The following is a 16,352-nucleotide window of genomic DNA, read 5'->3' as shown; positions in this document are numbered from 1 at the left end:
TTGCTTAGATTGTCAACCTACCATTATGTTTTGACGTTATATAAGTAACGATTAGAAAATAATGGTGGGTACCCAATGACGGGATTTTCCATCTCTATGGATTTAGCACCAAAAAAAGTCAAGCCTGAAGATTCGAGTGTTCTTTTGAATACGGCAGAACAACGTCTTAAATATTTTATGCAAGACGTCACTGGGCGTGCATTGGTGATGATGGAAAGTGCAACTCAAGGACACAATGGCATTGCCATGGATTTAGTCCAAGAAGCTTTTATATCCTTGCATAAATCATATGCTGATAAATCCACTGCAGAGTGGTATCCCCTTTTCTATACCATTTTAAATAACAAACTTCAGGATTGGCGTCGTAAAGAATCTCGACGGGCTTTTCCATTCACGTTATTTAAAAAAAATAACCACGATGAAGATGATGACGAAACCATCAATATTGTGGATGAATCAACACCTAATCCGCTGCAATTTCTTGCACAAGAGATGGCTGTTGAGGAGATTCAAAATGCAATTTCTAAGTTACCTGTTCGCCAACAACAAGCATTTATGTTGAGAGCATGGGAAGGGTTTGATACACAAACCACAGCCGAAATCATGAATTGTTCAGAAGGCAGTGTAAAGACCCATTACCATCGAGCTATACAGGGCTTAAGATCTGCTTTGTCTCACTTAAACCCAAATGACGGGGGATCATCGGATGAATCATGATGAATTTACGAAACAAGTGACTGAAAAATTGAATGTACTGGCATCACAACATCGCAATAAAGCGGTCGTGATGGAGCATGTACTCGATGAAATTAAAGACAAACCGTTATTTTCTCAGTTTATGACTTGGAAAGTTACTGGTTTTGCATTAGCAGCCGCGATCACAGGATTTGTGGTACTTCCTAATGCATTTGATTTAGAAGAAGCTCCAAGCCCACAACAAGTGATTGTCACCCCTAAACTTTCTCCGCAAATGATGGAAGATCTAGAAATGTTATCTGTTTTTGGTGAGGATAAATCAGCTCATGGCAGCTAAAGGCTTAGCGATTGCACTCTGCACATTAGGTTTTTTACAAACCAGTTTTGCAGGCTATGAACGTTTTTGGATCTTCTCGAAAGACAATAATCCTGAACTTAATGAATCTTGGGAATCTCTTTCTGAAGATGAACAAAAAGCACTGATTAAACGCTATCAAAATTTGAAAGAAATTCCTGAAGAGCAAAGTGTTGTTCTACAACAAAGAATGGATTGGTTTACTAAACTGCCTGAACAAGAAAAAATACAAATGCGCGAAACTTGGCAACAGATGAGCTCAAGTGAACGAAATGATTTGCGTAAAAAAATGATGAACGCGACGACTGCCGAGCAGCGCAAAGAAATACGCGAAACTTATTTAAATAAATATATGCAACAAACCACGATGAAATAATAAACTTTAAAGCCTCCACAAGAGGCTTTATTTTTTAGTTAAAGATATATGCCCTCTCGTTCAGGCTGATAGAGCACTTTATCAATTTTCACTTTCATTGTTTGCCCATCAGGCTGAGGCCATTCAATTTCTTGTCCTTCCGCCAAACCTAGGATTGCTGCACCAATAGGTGCAATCACATTAACCTGCCCCCTTTCACCTTTAAAGTCATGGGGATATACTAGCACAATCTCTGTAGATTCAGTGGACGGTGCAACCGTTATCAGTACTCTAGCATTCATCGTCACTACATTGGCAGGGATATCTTTAGGCTGTACGACTTCAGCACGAGCCAACTCATTTTCTAAATGCTCCATCGTTGGAGTTACCTGCTTCTGATGTTCCAACATGGTTTCTAAACGATTTAAATCCTGTTCAGAAATAATAATATTTGGATGGCTCATTTTCTGCTCCAATTCAAATGTATAACGACAATTGAATAATTAATAGATACATCAGTTATATCAGAACTATCTAAAAATGACAGATTTGACATTCCAACATTCAATAAAAAAGCCCCCTTGAGGGGGCTTTTCTCAAGTCGAAGATTATTTTGCGTAAACTGGGAATTTAGCGCATACAGTCTCAACTTTAGCTTTCACAGCGTTGATGACAGTTTCATCACCTTTAGAATCTAAGATATCCGCGATCCAACCTGCAAGTTCACGTACTTCTGCTTCACCGAAACCACGAGTTGTTACAGCTGGAGTACCGATACGGATACCAGAAGTTACGAATGGAGAACGTGGATCGTTTGGCACAGAGTTTTTGTTCACAGTGATGTGAGCCGCACCTAACCACGCATCAGCATCTTTACCTGTAATGTCTTGTTTGATGAGAGACAACAAGAACAAGTGGTTTTTAGTTCCACCTGAAACAACATCATAACCGCGTTCGATTAACACTTCAGCCATTGCTTGCGCGTTTTTCACAACTTGTTGTTGATATGCTTTGTATTCAGGAGCCATTGCTTCTTTGAAGCAGATTGCTTTAGCCGCTACAGCATGAACTAAAGGACCACCTTGGTTACCTGGGAATACAGCAGATTGAAGTTTTTTCTCAATCTCTTCGTTTGCTTTCGCAAGGATTAAACCAGAACGTGGGCCACGAAGTGTTTTATGAGTCGTCGTTGTAGTTACGTCAGCAATTTGAACTGGGCTTGGATAAACACCAGCAGCAACGAGACCAGCAACGTGAGCCATATCAACGAATAGATAAGCGCCTACTTTGTCCGCGATTTCACGGAAACGCTGCCAATCAACGATTTGGCTATAAGCAGAGAAACCTGCAACAATCATACGTGGCTTGTGTTCTACAGCTAAACGCTCTACTTCTTCGTAATCGATTTCACCCGTTTCTGGATTTAAACCGTATTGGATCGCATTATATGTTTTACCAGAGAAGCTAACTTTAGCACCGTGAGTCAAATGACCACCGTGAGCTAAGCTCATACCTAAAACAGTATCGCCTGGGTTAAGAAGCGCTAAATAAACTGCAGAGTTTGCTTGAGAACCAGCATGAGGCTGAACGTTCGCGTAATCAGCACCAAAGAGTTCTTTAGCACGGTCAATTGCCAATTGTTCAATCACGTCTACATATTCACAACCGCCATAGTAGCGTTTGCCTGGGTAGCCTTCTGCATATTTGTTAGTGAGTTTTGAACCTTGAGCTTCCATTACTGCTGGAGAGCAATAGTTTTCTGAAGCGATTAACTCAATATGAGCTTCCTGACGAGCATCTTCACTCGTAATAGCTTGAGCTAATTCTGGATCAAAGTCAGCAATAGAGATATTGGCAAACATTAGCGAGGTCCTATTAATGTAGGGCTTTTAAGCCGTGCTAAGATTGGCGCGTATTGTAACATGAACTTGTTAAATTTCGAGAATGAAGTTTAAACAGTTTGCAATTAAATTTGATTAATTCTTGTGTGTTCACTCTATTACTATTAAAAACAAATATCTGAATTAAGACTATTCTTTTTAAATTCAGCCATTTTTGAAAATTGCCTTTAACAACCTACAGCCTAAACTTGCAACGTTAATATGATCGAGCATGAAGATTACTTAAAATGAGCACCTCATCTAAATAATTCCCATGATTCGTTCAATTCAGCATAATTTATACAATTCACTGACTTTATTACTGTGAGCTCAGATTTGAAAATGTTAAATTAATTACATCTTTATCATTTACTTGGACATTTGCATGCAAGCCATTATCTTGGATACTGAAACCCATACATTGAACGGTTTGCCCATAGAAATTGCATATGCTCCTATTCAGATTGAACAAGGCAAATTAAGTCTTGATCGCGAAAAAATCTTTGACCAACTATATAGTATTGGTGACGAAAAAATTTCCTATGCTGCAATGGCGGTACATCATATTCTTGAAAGTGATTTAGTAGATCAGCCCAACTTCGGTACCTTCGAATTACCTCAAGAAACGACGTATATTATTGGTCATAATATTGATTATGATATTCGAGCTGTTCAGCAATGCGGCGTAGACACAAGTCATATTAAAGCCATCTGTACACTCGCTCTTTCTCGACTAGTTTGGCCTCATGCAGAAGCACACAACATTTCTGCTTTAATTTATATGATTAGTAAAGGCAGTAGCAAAGCTAGAGAGATGTTAAAAGGTGCCCATCGTGCTGATGCTGATATTATTTTGACTGCAAATATCTTAATGCACATTATTCATCATTTGGGTATTCAAAACATTGAAGAACTCTATGAAGTATCTGAAGATGCACGTATTCCTCGTACAATTAACTTCGGTAAACATCGTGGGACAGCCATTGTAGATCTTCCAAGTGATTATGTTTCATGGTTACTAAGACAAGAAGACTTGGATCCCTATTTGAAAAAAGCCTTAGAAAAAACTTTAATTGATACGCTTTAAGCAATATTTCATGACTCTCACTTTGAACCTAAACCTCAAAGTGAGAAATTAACTATTTTTTTAATACTTTTAAACGATTAAACTAAAATTTACACCAATAATTACAATAATATAATCACATGATAATTAAATATTTTTTATTATTTTTATTCATTCAACACTGCCCACCTCATCCGCTATTAGACTAAGGCGAAGTAGAACATCTGTACCATAAATATATTAATACCATCATCCAACCACGGTATAAATAGGTGCCTTATGTCTAAACTTAGCCAAATTCTAGAATTTGATCCTTTAGATAATCCTATGTATCTTAAAAAAGTCGGAAATTGGGTTCTCACCTTCTTGCATGCCCATGACCAGGTGGAGAAAATCCAGCTCGCCATTACCAATGTTATTCCGCGTCAAGCAGATGGCTCATTGCAGCCTCGACGTATTATCATTGAGCAAGCTGATCAAGATCATCAATGGCAAATCAATCACATAGAATGTTTTGATAGCCTTGAAAATAAAGAAGTCCTGCTCAATGCTTCAGAACAAACGGGGGGATCGATCATTCAAGACCTGCTCAGTGAATTTCGAAAATATGATGTTGAAGTCATGTTTAAAGCATAATTCCGATATGAAAAAGCCCGCTTTACGCGGGCTTTATGTTGGAAGGCTAGTGTTAGATTTATTGTTCAACTGAACTCAACTAACTGTCATTGATCCGTCCAACTCGTCAGTAGCGTTGAATATTTACAACCTACTGTGATTTTTAATTTAATACTTTCAATATGTGATGTGAAGTCACTTTAACACTTTTCAACAACTGTATAAAAAAAATACAATTGAATTTTTTTATTTATAGATAAGAATAAGTTTCGCGAATATGAACAAAGTTTTAATTCAAAAAAGTCGACCGAAATGGGTCGACTTTTAATTCTAATTTTAAGCTCAGAATTAAGCCAAATGACGTGAACGATTATTTGAATGATTTACACCAAAACGTCCAGCAAAAATCGTCACAATCAATCCAATCAATAAACCAATGAATGACCATAAGGCAGCTTTTGCAGCAGCTTTAGTCGCATTAGCTGCTTTTTCACGTGCTTGATCTTTTAGTTCAGCATATTTTAATTTAGCAGATTGAATATTCGCCTCTAAATCATTAAAGAATTTATCCTGCTGTATAAGGAAATTATTGACAGCTTGATTCGCTTCTTGCGGAGTTAGAGATGAATTTTTCGCTAAAGCAGCACTGACTTCATTCTTATTAATAGAAGCAGTTACAGATTGTGCACGAGTTTTTAATTGTTCTGATAACTTTTGAATAATAGCATCACTGTTATCTGGATGAATCACCAACTCTTTTGCAGCAACCTTAATTTGCTCTTTTGCCCATTCACCCTGCGCTTTTAAGAATTCGGGTTGCAATTCCTCGATTCCTGTTTTGCGTAATGCCTCAGACATCTTTTCATCACTATTTTCAAGCTTTGGTAAAGGAACCAATTCCTCAAAAGCTTGAACTCCGATCTGAGTTAAATTAACGCCACCTCGACCAATTTCTGATGCTACACTACCCGCAGCACTACTGACTGAACTAATCGCACTACCAGTAATTTTTGCCGCGCCGCTAATGGTCATTGCACCAAACCAGATACCTAACAGCAATGAAAGTGACCAGACAATAAAGCCATGGATTGCACCATCAGCTTGAGCCAAGTGACCTGCAACAAATCCACCAATAGCTAACGATACTAACAATGAAATAATTGTCCATACGCTTACTGCTATCCCTGAGCCATTTGTAATATCAGTGGTAGATTGTGGATCTAGGAGCGCAAATCCTAATGCAACGCCAAGTAATGAGAGTAAAATTGAAATAGCTAATACAACAATAACGCCAGCGAAAATACTCGCCCACGAAATTCGATTTTGGATCAGAACTTTTTCTTCGTACATTGTTGTGCCTCTTATTTGAATTATTCATAATTTATGTGATTTATACGGCAATGCCGCAATTCAAATTTAAAATAGGCCATGTGAATTTTATGTGACAAATTTTGCATTTTTATGTTTATTTTAAGACTAAATATATTGTTATTTGTCAGTATTGGAGCATCTCACGATTCAATCGACTCAGATTAACAATTCAGATTACGCACTAAATTTTGATAAAAATTTACTAAAAATATTTTATTTGACGGACTATGTTTTGTTTGAAAGACATAAAAGAAATGGTGCGCTCAGCGGGACTCGAACCCACGCCACAGGCTTCGGAGACCTGTACTCTATCCAGTTGAGCTATGAGCGCATTTTAGGAAGTGCGCACATCATAACAAAAAAAACTCTAAGGTAAAGCAACTATATATCTTTCCAATTTTTAGTGCTCATGCTTTATACAGCGTTTCAACATCAAAACAGAGAATTCTGATTACAGAGCTTGGTTTATTTTTCAAGATCACTCACAATATCTCAACTTTTCACCATTCGAGATATTCATGACTGATGCATTGACCTTAAGGGATTTGTCGAAGACCTATCGAAATGGTTTTCAAGCATTAAAAGGAATCAACTTAGATGTTCCAGAAGGTGAATTTTATGCACTTCTAGGCCCTAATGGTGCAGGTAAATCAACCACTATTGGCATCATCAGCTCTCTTACAAAAAAAACTGGAGGAACTGTCGAGATTTTTGGTCATAATCTCGATACACATCCTTCACAAGCTAAACAATGCTTGGGTGTAGTCCCCCAAGAATTTAACTTTGCGCAATTTGAAAAGACTTTCGATATTTTAGTCACTCAGGCAGGTTATTACGGCATTCCAAAAAAAGTTGCTGAAACTCGTGCAGAGGAGTATCTGACCAAATTAGGTTTATGGGAAAAACGTTCTACTCAAGCACGTATGCTATCTGGGGGAATGAAACGCCGCCTTATGATTGCCCGGGCAATGATGCATGATCCGAAACTGTTAATTCTCGATGAACCGACTGCTGGTGTTGATATTGAACTACGTCGCTCGATGTGGGACTTCTTAACAGAAATGAATCAGAAAGGTACATCTATCATTCTCACAACACATTATTTAGAAGAAGCAGAAGTACTGTGTCGCAAAATTGCAATTATTGATCGTGGCGTCATTAAAGAAGACACCACCATGAAGAACTTCTTAAATCAATTAAATGAAGAATCTTTCATTTTTGATTTGGCTGAACCTATAGAACCGATACAACTTGACATTATTGGTGTGAAATTTAATTTGGTTGATCCAGTGACCTTAGAAATTACGCTTGATAAAGCACATAGCATGAATGATCTTTTCCAACTTCTAGAATCACAGAACATTCAAGTTCGAAGTATGCGTAATAAATCAAATCGTTTAGAAGAGTTATTCGTCAAAATGGTCGAAAAGAATCTTGATGGAGCTGCGCAATGAATTTTAACCAACTCGCTGTAGCTTTATATACGATTATCCATAAGGAAATTCGTAGATTTATGCGCATTTGGCCACAAACATTGTTACCACCAGCAATTACCATGTCACTGTATTTTGTGATTTTTGGAAATCTAGTCGGTTCAAGAATTGGGGAAATGGGTGGCTTTACCTACATGCAGTTCATTGTACCTGGTCTAATTATGATGGCTGTCATTACTAATAGTTATGCCAACGTTTCATCAAGCTTTTTTAGTTCTAAATTTCAAAAAAGTATTGAAGAATTGATCATGAGTCCAGTGCCTTTACATGCCGTACTTTGGGGTTATGTGCTCGGTGGTGTTGCTCGAGGCTTATTGGTTGCTATCATTGTGACTGCGATGAGTTTATTTTTTACTGACTTATATATTACCAACTGGTTCGTAACAATTTATACCGTCCTGATTACATCATTACTGTTTGCATTAGGTGGATTTATCAATGCGGTCTATGCAAAGTCATTTGATGATATTTCGATTATTCCCACTTTTGTTTTAACACCGTTGACCTATTTAGGTGGGGTGTTCTATGCAATTTCTGCATTAAGCCCATTTTGGCAAAATCTATCTTTAATTAACCCTGTCGTATATATGGTCAATGCATTCCGTTATGGGATCCTTGGTCATAGCGATGTAAATGTATCTATCTCTTTATTAGTAATCACAGCGTGTTGCGCCGCGCTATATGCGGTCGCTTATCACTTACTCTCCCGTGGTTCAGGAATGCGTGAATAATGAGCGTTGAACAATCTCTTTTAGGCAAAGACACCAACTATCCAACTGAATATCAACCTGAGGTGCTATTTCCAATTGCTCGCGCAGAAGCACGAGCGAAGTACGCACATGTAGACGGTATTCAACAAGGAATAGATTGGTGGCATATTTTTGAAATTTCTTGGTTGAATCTGTCAGGGATTCCTCAAGTTGCGATTGGTCGAATGCACCTACCTGCTTCATCACCTTATCTCATCGAGTCAAAATCTCTTAAGCTATATTTCAATAGTCTGAATTTTGCTCAATTTGAATCTCAAAATCAGTTTATTGAGACAGTCGAGCGTGATCTATCTAAAGCTGCTAATGCAGAAGTCAGACTTGAATTATTCGATGTTGATCAGTTGAATATTGCCCAGCCTGAAGGAATATGCATCGACCATTATGAGCCTGAACGTCTTGAAAACCACCCTAATGCGAGCTTACTTAAACTCGATGCAGCGTCTTCCGAAGAAATCGTTGAAATTCAATTATATTCGCATTTATTAAGAAGTAACTGCCCCGTCACAGGACAGCCTGATTGGGGCACAGTTTTTTTAAGATATCGTGGCAAAAAACCTTGTTATCGTTCAATTTTAGCTTATATTATCTCCTATCGTCAGCATAATGGCTTTCACGAACAATGCGTTGAACAAATCTACGCAGACATTTGGGAAAACTTTAATCCTGAAAAGTTGATGGTATATGCGACTTATACACGCCGTGGTGGTTTAGACATTAACCCTTGTCGTGTATCGGACTTTGCATGGATGCCAAGCCCAATTCGATTGGCGCGACAATAAATTGAAGAATAGTTGAGGTTATACGATGTCATATTTTGGTTTTATTCCATCTGAATCTTTGTTAAAGAATATTCAAACTGGAATTGAGAAAAAAAATTCAAACGAACCACTTTACCCTTTGCGTGATCAAACTGCACTCGCTATTAATGATGAAATTATCGATGCAATTTTAGTTGAACTTGTACGTCGTTTCCCTGCAAGTGACAAACGAGAAACAGCTGAAAAACTTGCTGGTTATATTAAATCAACAGTATCGGTACTACTTAAACAGTTATTGGGTAAAGCACCAAATGACGTCGTGAGACAATCGATTGAATTCTCTGAAAAAAGTTTATTCAAAGATCCAGAGGGTAATTATCGTGTCGGTGCTCCATTACCCGCTGATTTAGTAACAAACTTAAAAAATAGCTTTGCAGAAGTACGTGCAGGCAATGATGTCAATCGTGCAGTTCTGTCTGAACAATACAAACAATTCGGTGAAGCTGCAGTTCGTCACTTTATGAATGATTTTAATAAGACCCTAGATTTGGGGATGATTAAACGTAAGGCGTCTGATATCGCTTCTTCAGCGGTCATCAAAGCAGTTCATATTGCTATTGATAAGCTCATTCCTAACTTTACTAAAGAAGAATTGTTAGCTGCAGCTGAATATCATGACACGCTATTTATTCAGGAATAAATCAGATTAATCAAAAACCTAGCTAAAGCTAGGTTTTTTTATGTTTTAAAGATGGTTCAACAATATTGAATAAATAAAAGACATAATTCATCCATTTTTACACTTTTTATGTAGGTTTTTGTGAATCCATCACGACCTAATGTTATCTTAATAAACATTGCGATTAATCAAATGATGCTGAACTTTTAATCCTTATCAACACTTATACCTTTGCATCTATCACCGATAATAATTGGATCTGCTGCTGTTATGTTATTTGAAAATTTTAATGTTAAATTACAACGTATTGGTCTAGCACTCAGTGCGTTTATGGTCACAAGTTTTGTTCAAGCCAATGACTTCGCTCAACATCCTCAATATCAAAATTTTAAACTAAAAACGATGCAGACCTATGGTTTGAGTGCTGAGCAAGTTGACTGGGCCATGAATGGGTCAAAAAACCTACCAAATATTATCAACATTATGAATCGCCCAGGAGAAAGCAAACCTTGGTACGAATACAAAAAGAATTTTTTAGCAGAAAGTACAATTCAACGAGGTGTGCGTTTTAAAAATCAGTATGCAGACACTTTAAATCGAGCAGAACAGCAGTTCGGTGTTCCTCAGTCCATTATTCTTGGTATTCTCGGCGTAGAGACAGGTTTTGGGGCAAATAAAGGCTCATTCATCACACGTGATGCCCTAGCCACGTTAGGGTTTGGATATGAACGACGTGCACAATACTTTCAAGATGAATTAAGCGCTTTGATTGCATGGTCTTATAAGGATGGCATTCCAGCTAATTCAGTCGTTGGCTCTTATGCTGGTGCTGTGGGCTATCCTCAATTTATGCCAAGCAATATTCCGAAATTTGGTGTGGATTATGACGGTAATGGTCATATCGATCTCAGAAACTCTGCTGTAGATGCAATTGGTTCTATTGCAAATTATCTTGCTCAACATGGTTGGCAACGAGATCAACCGATTGCTTTTGCCGCACGCTACCAAGGAAATAATGCGGATGCCATCATAGCCAAAGACTTAACACAACCTACCCCATATGGTGCATTAAAAGTTCAAGGCATTAGCCCACTCAATCCTATTGTTAAAATAGATGACTTAGACATGGTCAATGTGATTCAACTACAAGAAAATTATGGACCAGCTTATTACCTTACATATCCTAATTTTCAAGTCATTACGACCTATAACCGTAGTCGAATGTATGCAACTGCACTGTGGCTTTTAGGGACTGAAATCGCGAGTAGATAAATATAAATCTACTTGTTTTCACAAAAGTCAATAAATATTTTTGTGATTAAGTTCACTATTTGCACATTTTACATATTTTGTTACACTATTGATTAATTATTAACCAAATTTTGTGATAATTTGTCGTTTTTGTAACTAAAGTGAAAATAAAGCTAGACACTTTTGTATCAGGATGAATATCATCCACTACCGTTAAATGCAGTTGCACAAGTAAATTTACAGACCATTTAGGTTAATTATCAGCAACTTAGATAATTAACTTAGGGTTCCAAGGAGTTAAACGATGCATGCTTCGCTGAAAATGTTATCAATATTAGGTATTAGTTTGGCTTTGTCTCAAACTCATGCCGAGCTGGTTCAATCATCTTATCTGAATAATGATGTTGACCAATCAAGTCTTGCTTCACGCGTGATTAGCAAAGACTCTACAAGTTTCAATTCGCACTTCTCGAATTTAAACAGTTTAGCAATTACTGAAAGTTCAGGTGATAAAATTCGTCGCGAAACAATCGCAGCGAAAATTCAAGTACCTGTTGAAGAGCCTTCAGTGATTGATAAACTTAATAATGTTGCTTCAAACACTGTTCGTCGTTTTAGTCAAACAGGCGTTGCTTCTTGGTACGGTCGTCAATTTCACGGTCGTAAAACTGCAAGTGGCGAAACATTTGATATGAATGCACTTACTGCAGCGCATCGTAGCCTACCTCTTAATTGCTATATTCGTGTAACGAATAAATCAAATGGTAAAAGCGTCGTTGTTAAAGTAAATGATCGTGGCCCATTTCATGGTAATCGTGTTGTAGATTTATCTTACGGTGCTGCGAAATCTCTTGGTATTACCAATGCTGGTACTGCGCGTGTAAGCATCGAACGTGTGGATGGTCCAAACTCTTAGGTTCTCATGATTCAGCGAAGCATTTAACGACAAGCCACTCATTGAGTGGCTTTATTATTTTTAATTTTTTTTGATGTGACCAATATACAAAAAAGAATCTTGATTTATCATCTTATGTCATACTGTAGTTTATAGAATAAATAAAATTCAAATAATCAGTGAAGGAAATAGGATGAAGACAATTACAGAATGGTTAGATGAATATAGTGATAGCCATCAAAACCCAACCAATAAAACATTACACTGGATTTGCGTACCCACGATTCTATTCTCGATCATTGGCATACTCGCTCATTTCAGCGCATTACTGACTACCCTTTTACTGGTGTTAACACTCATCTTTTATGCAAGATTAGATCTTGTACTCGCGGTTGCAATGGCAGCATTATTATTGATCATGTCTTGGCTTATCATTATTCTTCCATTCGGGAAAGGATTCTATATTGCTCTGTTCGTTTTGGCTTGGATAGGTCAATTTTACGGGCACAAAATTGAAGGGAAAAAGCCTTCTTTCTTTAAAGACCTTCAATTCCTTCTGATTGGCCCTCTATGGTGTATGGATGCTTACCTAGATAAGATAACTACCTAATTGGAAATCACGCCAAATCAGCGCTTAAATTAGCAAATACAGCACGGGTTAAATTAGAATTTAATTTAGCCCGTTTTTACATTGATTAACTAATTCATTGATAACTTCGACCTTGATGCTTTAACCAACCATCAATATGCCGTTTATTAGGATCATGGTGAGTCCAATGAATTACACCACCCTTGTCGGTATATTCATATTCACCATAGAACTTGACGATATCCCCTTTTTGAATATTTTCAACACGTGGTGCCAAGTCTATATTATGAGCTACCAAAACTGTCTGACCATGATTAAGTTTTAAAATAAATTTCTGATGTCTAGATCCTTCATTATCATCTTTTAATATTGCAACAACTTCTCCAGAAGCCCTAACTTGCACATCACTGATCTTTTTTTGAAATAGTGTGGCTATTTTTGTGGCATCATCATTATCCGCAGAGGGTAGTTCTCGTTGGTTAGCATCATTATAGTGAGTACTTACATCCGTATGATTGAGTCTGTGCTCATTACTCTGTTTTAAATCCTGTTTTAAATCGATACCGAAATATGCTGCGACCACGACTACAATTAACGCAGCAATACTCATTTTTGATTTCTGAGACATATTGATCTCTAAGTTATATTTTTATTTCATCCTAAAGTTTATATCATTTAGACCCATCAAAAAAAAAGAAAAAGACCCTTAAAGGGCTTTTTCTTTTTCAAAATAATTGAATCAATTATTTTGCAGCAGCTTGAGCAGCAGCAACTTCTTCAGCGAAAGAAAGTTCAGCTTTTTTCTCAATACCTTCACCCACTTCGAAACGTACGAATTGAGCAACAGTTGTACCTGTAGATTTAAGAACATCAGCAACTTTCTTGTCGTTGTCGATAACGTACATTTGACGCTCAAGAACAACTTCATTTAAGTATTTTTCAACTGAACCAGTTACCATTTTTTCAACGATATTCGCCGGTTTACCAGATTCAATTGCTTTTGCTTCAGCAATTTCTTTCTCTTTAGCGATTAACTCAGCAGAAACACCTTCAGCATTTACAGCAACTGGGTTGAACGCAGCAACGTGCATTGCGATACCTTTACCAGTAGCAGCATCACCAGCAAATGAAACTACAACACCGATTTTTAAACCGTGTTTGTAAACTGCAAGGTTTTCACCTTCAACGATTTGAGCACGACGAACTTGAATGTTTTCACCGATTTTTTGAACAAGCGCAATACGAGCTTCTTCTACAGTTGCACCATCTTCAAGTTTCAATTCAGCAATTTGAGCAGCATCAGTTACGTTCGCAGCAAGCGCAGCAGCAGCAACTTTTGCAGAGAAACCAGCAAAGTTTTCGTCTTTAGCAACGAAGTCAGTTTGACAGTTTACTTCTAAAAGAATTGCTTTATTGCCTTCTTGAGCAATTGTAATCGCGCCATCAGCAGCAATGTTACCTGCTTTTTTAGCAGCTTTTGCTTGACCAGATTTACGAAGGTTGTCGATCGCTAACTCGATATCGCCACCAGCTTCTGTCAACGCTTTTTTACATTCCATCATTGCTAGACCAGTACGATCACGCAACTCTTTAACCATGCTTGCAGTAATAGCAGTCATGTTATTCTCCTAAATTCGGTCGAGATATGTATCTGTTAACAAAAACGGCCCAAATTAATCATCTGGGCCGTTTTGCTTGATTGATGCTTAAGATGCCACGATTACGTGTCGCAAAAATGACAAATCCGCATCAAATCGCATTAAGCCTCAGGAGCTTCTTTAGCAGCTTCTTCGCCTTTAGCTTGCGCATTAGCTTGAGTTTGAGCGTATTCTTTACCAGCAATAATCGCATCAGCCATCGCAGTAGCGTAAAGAGTTACAGCGCGGATCGCATCATCGTTACCAGGAATAACGAAATCAACGTTATCTGGGTTAGAGTTAGTATCAACGATACCGATTACTGGAATACCAAGGTTCTTAGCTTCTTTGATTGCAATCGCTTCGTGGTCAACGTCGATGATGAACAATGCGTCAGGTAAACCACCCATGTTCTTAACACCGCCAAGAGCACGTTCAAGTTTTTCCATTTCACGAGTACGCTCTAAAGCTTCACGTTTAGTAAGCTTAGCGAAAGTACCGTCAGTAGACTGAGTTTGAAGATCTTTAAGACGGTTGATTGATTGACGAAGAGTTTTCCAGTTCGTCAACATACCACCTAACCAACGGTGATCTACATATGGTTGACCAGCACGTTGAGCTTGTTCACGGATGATGTTAGAAGCAGCACGTTTAGTACCAACGAACAATACTTTGTTCTTTTTGCTTGCTAGATTGTTAACAAAGTTCAATGCATCATTTAACGCAGGAACAGTGTGCTCAAGGTTGATGATGTGAATTTTGTTACGCGCACCAAAAATGTATTGACGCATTTTTGGGTTCCAGAAGCGAGTTTGGTGACCGAAGTGCGCACCAGCTTGAAGAAGGTCGCGCATGCTTACGTTGTAATCTGCCATTTTCTTTACCTTAAAAGTTTGGGTTAGGCCTCCATATGTCCGCATTCTCCACCCTTACGGGCACCCAGAGGAATGTGTCGACATATGTGCGGATTTTATTAACCAACATATCATCCGATTAAGTGAATCTATTCACGAAAAGCATTTGATAAATTGGGCGGCTATTTATACCATAGTCACACACAAATTTCCAAAAGTTTTTAAAGATCATGAACAGTACTTATGAAGCACCACGTCGTTTAATTAAATCTGCTGAAGATATCGAAAAGATGCGTGTGGCGGGACGACTAGCGGCAGAAGTTTTGGATATGATCAAACCGCATATCAAGCCTGGTGTGAGTACACTAGAATTGGATACGATTTGTCATGATTATATTGTGAATAAACAAGATGCCATTCCTGCTTGCCTAGGCTATGGTGCTGCGCCTGGTCGTCCTGCATTCCAGCATACGATTTGCACATCAGTAAACCATGTGGTTTGCCACGGTATTCCCTCTGAAAACAAAATCTTAAAGAAAGGTGACATCTTGAATATTGATGTCACTGTGATTAAAGATGGATTTCATGGTGATACCAACATGATGTACATCGTGGGTGGTGAGACTTCTATTCTTGCAGATCGCTTATGCAAAGTTGCACAAGAAGCAATGTATCGTGGTATTGCTACGGTAAAACCTGGTTCGACGATCGGTGATATTGGTCATGCGATTCAAAAATATGTTGAGTCAGAGCGTTTCAGTGTCGTTCGTGAATATTGTGGTCATGGTATTGGAACTGTTTTCCATGATGAACCTCAAGTGCTTCATTACGGTCAACCAAATTCAGGCATGGTTTTAGAAGAAGGTATGACATTTACAATTGAACCAATGGTCAATGCTGGTGTATGGCAAACTAAACTTCTTGGTGATAAATGGACAGTTGTAACGAAAGATCATAAATTATCTGCGCAATATGAACATACTGTTTTAGTCACTAAAACAGGTGTCGAGGTATTAACTGCTCGCCCTGAAGAGGATTTATCCCGATTTCAATAATTTTAGTTAATTAATAAAGTTAAAAAAGTCAGG

18 protein-coding genes, 1 tRNA gene and 1 pseudogene are annotated in these 16,352 nt (G+C 37.9%); 13 read left to right on the top strand and 7 right to left on the bottom strand.

Annotated elements, in window-relative coordinates; genetic code table 11:
* Positions 1-96 precede the first annotated feature (96 nt).
* From CL42_RS04825 to CL42_RS04815, 3 genes are read left to right on the top strand one after another with little or no spacing between them, the layout of a single operon-like run.
* Positions 97-717, top strand: coding sequence for an RNA polymerase sigma factor (locus CL42_RS04825; RefSeq protein ID WP_035265710.1), 621 nt, complete (start codon positions 97-99; stop codon positions 715-717).
* Positions 707-1,033: a hypothetical protein gene (locus CL42_RS04820; protein ID WP_035265708.1), complete on the top strand. Its 327-nt coding sequence runs from the start codon at positions 707-709 to the stop codon at positions 1,031-1,033. Before CL42_RS04825 ends, CL42_RS04820 begins: the two co-directional genes overlap by 11 nt.
* Entirely contained in the window at positions 1,023-1,427 is a 405-nt protein-coding gene (locus CL42_RS04815; RefSeq protein ID WP_035265706.1) for a DUF3106 domain-containing protein, read from the top strand. Before CL42_RS04820 ends, CL42_RS04815 begins: the two co-directional genes overlap by 11 nt.
* 38 nt (positions 1,428-1,465) lie before the next feature.
* Here CL42_RS04815 and rnk read toward each other — a convergent pair whose 3' ends face one another.
* Both rnk and glyA read right to left on the bottom strand, forming a co-directional pair.
* On the bottom strand, positions 1,466-1,870 hold the full coding sequence (gene rnk / locus CL42_RS04810; RefSeq protein ID WP_035265705.1) for a nucleoside diphosphate kinase regulator: 405 nt from the start codon (positions 1,868-1,870) through the stop codon (positions 1,466-1,468).
* Between the two features lie 144 nt (positions 1,871-2,014).
* Positions 2,015-3,268 carry a serine hydroxymethyltransferase gene (glyA, locus tag CL42_RS04805; protein ID WP_035265704.1) on the bottom strand — a complete coding sequence of 418 codons (1,254 nt, stop codon included), beginning with the start codon at positions 3,266-3,268 and terminating at the stop codon, positions 2,015-2,017.
* A gap of 403 nt (positions 3,269-3,671) precedes the next feature.
* On the opposite strand from glyA, the gene CL42_RS04800 reads away from it, so the two are divergent.
* The gene (locus tag CL42_RS04800; RefSeq protein WP_035265703.1) at positions 3,672-4,373 is read left to right on the top strand and encodes a putative quorum-sensing-regulated virulence factor; all 702 of its coding nucleotides are present in this window, start codon (positions 3,672-3,674) and stop codon (positions 4,371-4,373) included.
* 258 nt (positions 4,374-4,631) lie between these two features.
* Entirely contained in the window at positions 4,632-4,988 is a 357-nt protein-coding gene (locus tag CL42_RS04795; RefSeq protein ID WP_035265701.1) for a hypothetical protein, read from the top strand.
* A gap of 327 nt (positions 4,989-5,315) precedes the next feature.
* On the opposite strand, the gene CL42_RS04790 is transcribed toward CL42_RS04795, so the two are convergent.
* Positions 5,316-6,317, bottom strand: coding sequence for a hypothetical protein (locus tag CL42_RS04790; RefSeq protein WP_035265699.1), 1,002 nt, complete (start codon positions 6,315-6,317; stop codon positions 5,316-5,318).
* Positions 6,318-6,593: 276 nt separating this feature from the next.
* Positions 6,594-6,669, bottom strand: a tRNA-Arg gene (locus CL42_RS04785).
* Between the two features lie 187 nt (positions 6,670-6,856).
* On the opposite strand from CL42_RS04785, the gene CL42_RS04780 reads away from it, so the two are divergent.
* The 7 genes and pseudogenes from CL42_RS04780 to CL42_RS04750 all read left to right on the top strand — a co-directional run bounded on the left by CL42_RS04780 (position 6,857) and on the right by CL42_RS04750 (position 12,822).
* Positions 6,857-7,792: an ABC transporter ATP-binding protein gene (locus tag CL42_RS04780; protein WP_035265697.1), complete on the top strand. Its 936-nt coding sequence runs from the start codon at positions 6,857-6,859 to the stop codon at positions 7,790-7,792.
* Positions 7,789-8,562, top strand: a complete 774-nt coding sequence (locus CL42_RS04775) for an ABC transporter permease (protein ID WP_035265695.1) — start codon at positions 7,789-7,791, stop codon at positions 8,560-8,562. Before CL42_RS04780 ends, CL42_RS04775 begins: the two co-directional genes overlap by 4 nt.
* Complete coding sequence (gene queF, locus CL42_RS04770; protein WP_035265693.1) at positions 8,562-9,380, top strand: NADPH-dependent 7-cyano-7-deazaguanine reductase QueF; 819 nt, start codon at positions 8,562-8,564, stop codon at positions 9,378-9,380. The genes CL42_RS04775 and queF overlap by 1 nt, the downstream gene beginning before the upstream one ends.
* Positions 9,381-9,405: 25 nt before the next feature.
* Positions 9,406-10,059: a hypothetical protein gene (locus CL42_RS04765; protein ID WP_035265692.1), complete on the top strand. Its 654-nt coding sequence runs from the start codon at positions 9,406-9,408 to the stop codon at positions 10,057-10,059.
* A gap of 309 nt (positions 10,060-10,368) precedes the next feature.
* A complete protein-coding gene (mltB, locus tag CL42_RS04760; RefSeq protein ID WP_416202006.1) occupies positions 10,369-11,310 on the top strand; it encodes a lytic murein transglycosylase B in 942 nt (313 codons plus the stop codon).
* A 283-nt stretch (positions 11,311-11,593) separates the two neighbouring features.
* Positions 11,594-12,205 carry a septal ring lytic transglycosylase RlpA family protein gene (locus CL42_RS04755; protein ID WP_035265690.1) on the top strand — a complete coding sequence of 204 codons (612 nt, stop codon included), beginning with the start codon at positions 11,594-11,596 and terminating at the stop codon, positions 12,203-12,205.
* Positions 12,206-12,377: 172 nt separating this feature from the next.
* Positions 12,378-12,822 (top strand): annotated as a pseudogene (locus CL42_RS04750) (DUF962 domain-containing protein).
* Positions 12,823-12,888: 66 nt separating this feature from the next.
* Here CL42_RS04750 and CL42_RS04745 read toward each other — a convergent pair.
* The 3 genes from CL42_RS04745 to rpsB form a co-directional block, all read right to left on the bottom strand.
* A complete protein-coding gene (locus CL42_RS04745) occupies positions 12,889-13,401 on the bottom strand; it encodes a DUF3465 domain-containing protein (RefSeq protein WP_035265688.1) in 513 nt (170 codons plus the stop codon).
* Positions 13,402-13,516: 115 nt separating this feature from the next.
* Positions 13,517-14,392: a translation elongation factor Ts gene (gene tsf, locus CL42_RS04740; protein ID WP_035265686.1), complete on the bottom strand. Its 876-nt coding sequence runs from the start codon at positions 14,390-14,392 to the stop codon at positions 13,517-13,519.
* 140 nt (positions 14,393-14,532) lie between these two features.
* Entirely contained in the window at positions 14,533-15,285 is a 753-nt protein-coding gene (rpsB, locus tag CL42_RS04735) for a 30S ribosomal protein S2 (RefSeq protein WP_035265684.1), read from the bottom strand.
* 209 nt (positions 15,286-15,494) lie between these two features.
* Here rpsB and map point away from each other — a divergent pair, with 209 nt between their 5' ends.
* A complete protein-coding gene (gene map, locus CL42_RS04730) occupies positions 15,495-16,319 on the top strand; it encodes a type I methionyl aminopeptidase (RefSeq protein ID WP_035265682.1) in 825 nt (274 codons plus the stop codon).
* The last annotated feature ends 33 nt before the right edge of the window (positions 16,320-16,352 follow it).

Source organism: Acinetobacter sp. Ver3 (genome assembly GCF_000632455.1).
Taxonomy (GTDB): Bacteria; Pseudomonadota; Gammaproteobacteria; order Pseudomonadales; family Moraxellaceae; genus Acinetobacter.
Note: the sequence above shows the minus strand (reverse complement) of the source record. Positions and strands in the feature narration are given on the sequence as shown.

Excerpts from the sequence above, each read along its gene's own strand:
- CL42_RS04825 (WP_035265710.1), top strand. The coding sequence starts at position 97 with ATGGATTTAGCACCAAAAAAAGTCAAGCCTGAAGATTCGAGTGTTCTT.
- CL42_RS04820 (WP_035265708.1), top strand. The coding sequence starts at position 707 with ATGAATCATGATGAATTTACGAAACAAGTGACTGAAAAATTGAATGTA.
- CL42_RS04815 (WP_035265706.1), top strand. The coding sequence starts at position 1,023 with ATGGCAGCTAAAGGCTTAGCGATTGCACTCTGCACATTAGGTTTTTTA.
- rnk (WP_035265705.1), bottom strand. The coding sequence starts at position 1,870 with ATGAGCCATCCAAATATTATTATTTCTGAACAGGATTTAAATCGTTTA.
- glyA (WP_035265704.1), bottom strand. The coding sequence starts at position 3,268 with ATGTTTGCCAATATCTCTATTGCTGACTTTGATCCAGAATTAGCTCAA.
- CL42_RS04800 (WP_035265703.1), top strand. The coding sequence starts at position 3,672 with ATGCAAGCCATTATCTTGGATACTGAAACCCATACATTGAACGGTTTG.
- CL42_RS04795 (WP_035265701.1), top strand. The coding sequence starts at position 4,632 with ATGTCTAAACTTAGCCAAATTCTAGAATTTGATCCTTTAGATAATCCT.
- CL42_RS04790 (WP_035265699.1), bottom strand. The coding sequence starts at position 6,317 with ATGTACGAAGAAAAAGTTCTGATCCAAAATCGAATTTCGTGGGCGAGT.
- CL42_RS04780 (WP_035265697.1), top strand. The coding sequence starts at position 6,857 with ATGACTGATGCATTGACCTTAAGGGATTTGTCGAAGACCTATCGAAAT.
- CL42_RS04775 (WP_035265695.1), top strand. The coding sequence starts at position 7,789 with ATGAATTTTAACCAACTCGCTGTAGCTTTATATACGATTATCCATAAG.
- queF (WP_035265693.1), top strand. The coding sequence starts at position 8,562 with ATGAGCGTTGAACAATCTCTTTTAGGCAAAGACACCAACTATCCAACT.
- CL42_RS04765 (WP_035265692.1), top strand. The coding sequence starts at position 9,406 with ATGTCATATTTTGGTTTTATTCCATCTGAATCTTTGTTAAAGAATATT.
- mltB (WP_416202006.1), top strand. The coding sequence starts at position 10,369 with ATGGTCACAAGTTTTGTTCAAGCCAATGACTTCGCTCAACATCCTCAA.
- CL42_RS04755 (WP_035265690.1), top strand. The coding sequence starts at position 11,594 with ATGCATGCTTCGCTGAAAATGTTATCAATATTAGGTATTAGTTTGGCT.
- CL42_RS04745 (WP_035265688.1), bottom strand. The coding sequence starts at position 13,401 with ATGTCTCAGAAATCAAAAATGAGTATTGCTGCGTTAATTGTAGTCGTG.
- tsf (WP_035265686.1), bottom strand. The coding sequence starts at position 14,392 with ATGACTGCTATTACTGCAAGCATGGTTAAAGAGTTGCGTGATCGTACT.
- rpsB (WP_035265684.1), bottom strand. The coding sequence starts at position 15,285 with ATGGCAGATTACAACGTAAGCATGCGCGACCTTCTTCAAGCTGGTGCG.
- map (WP_035265682.1), top strand. The coding sequence starts at position 15,495 with ATGAACAGTACTTATGAAGCACCACGTCGTTTAATTAAATCTGCTGAA.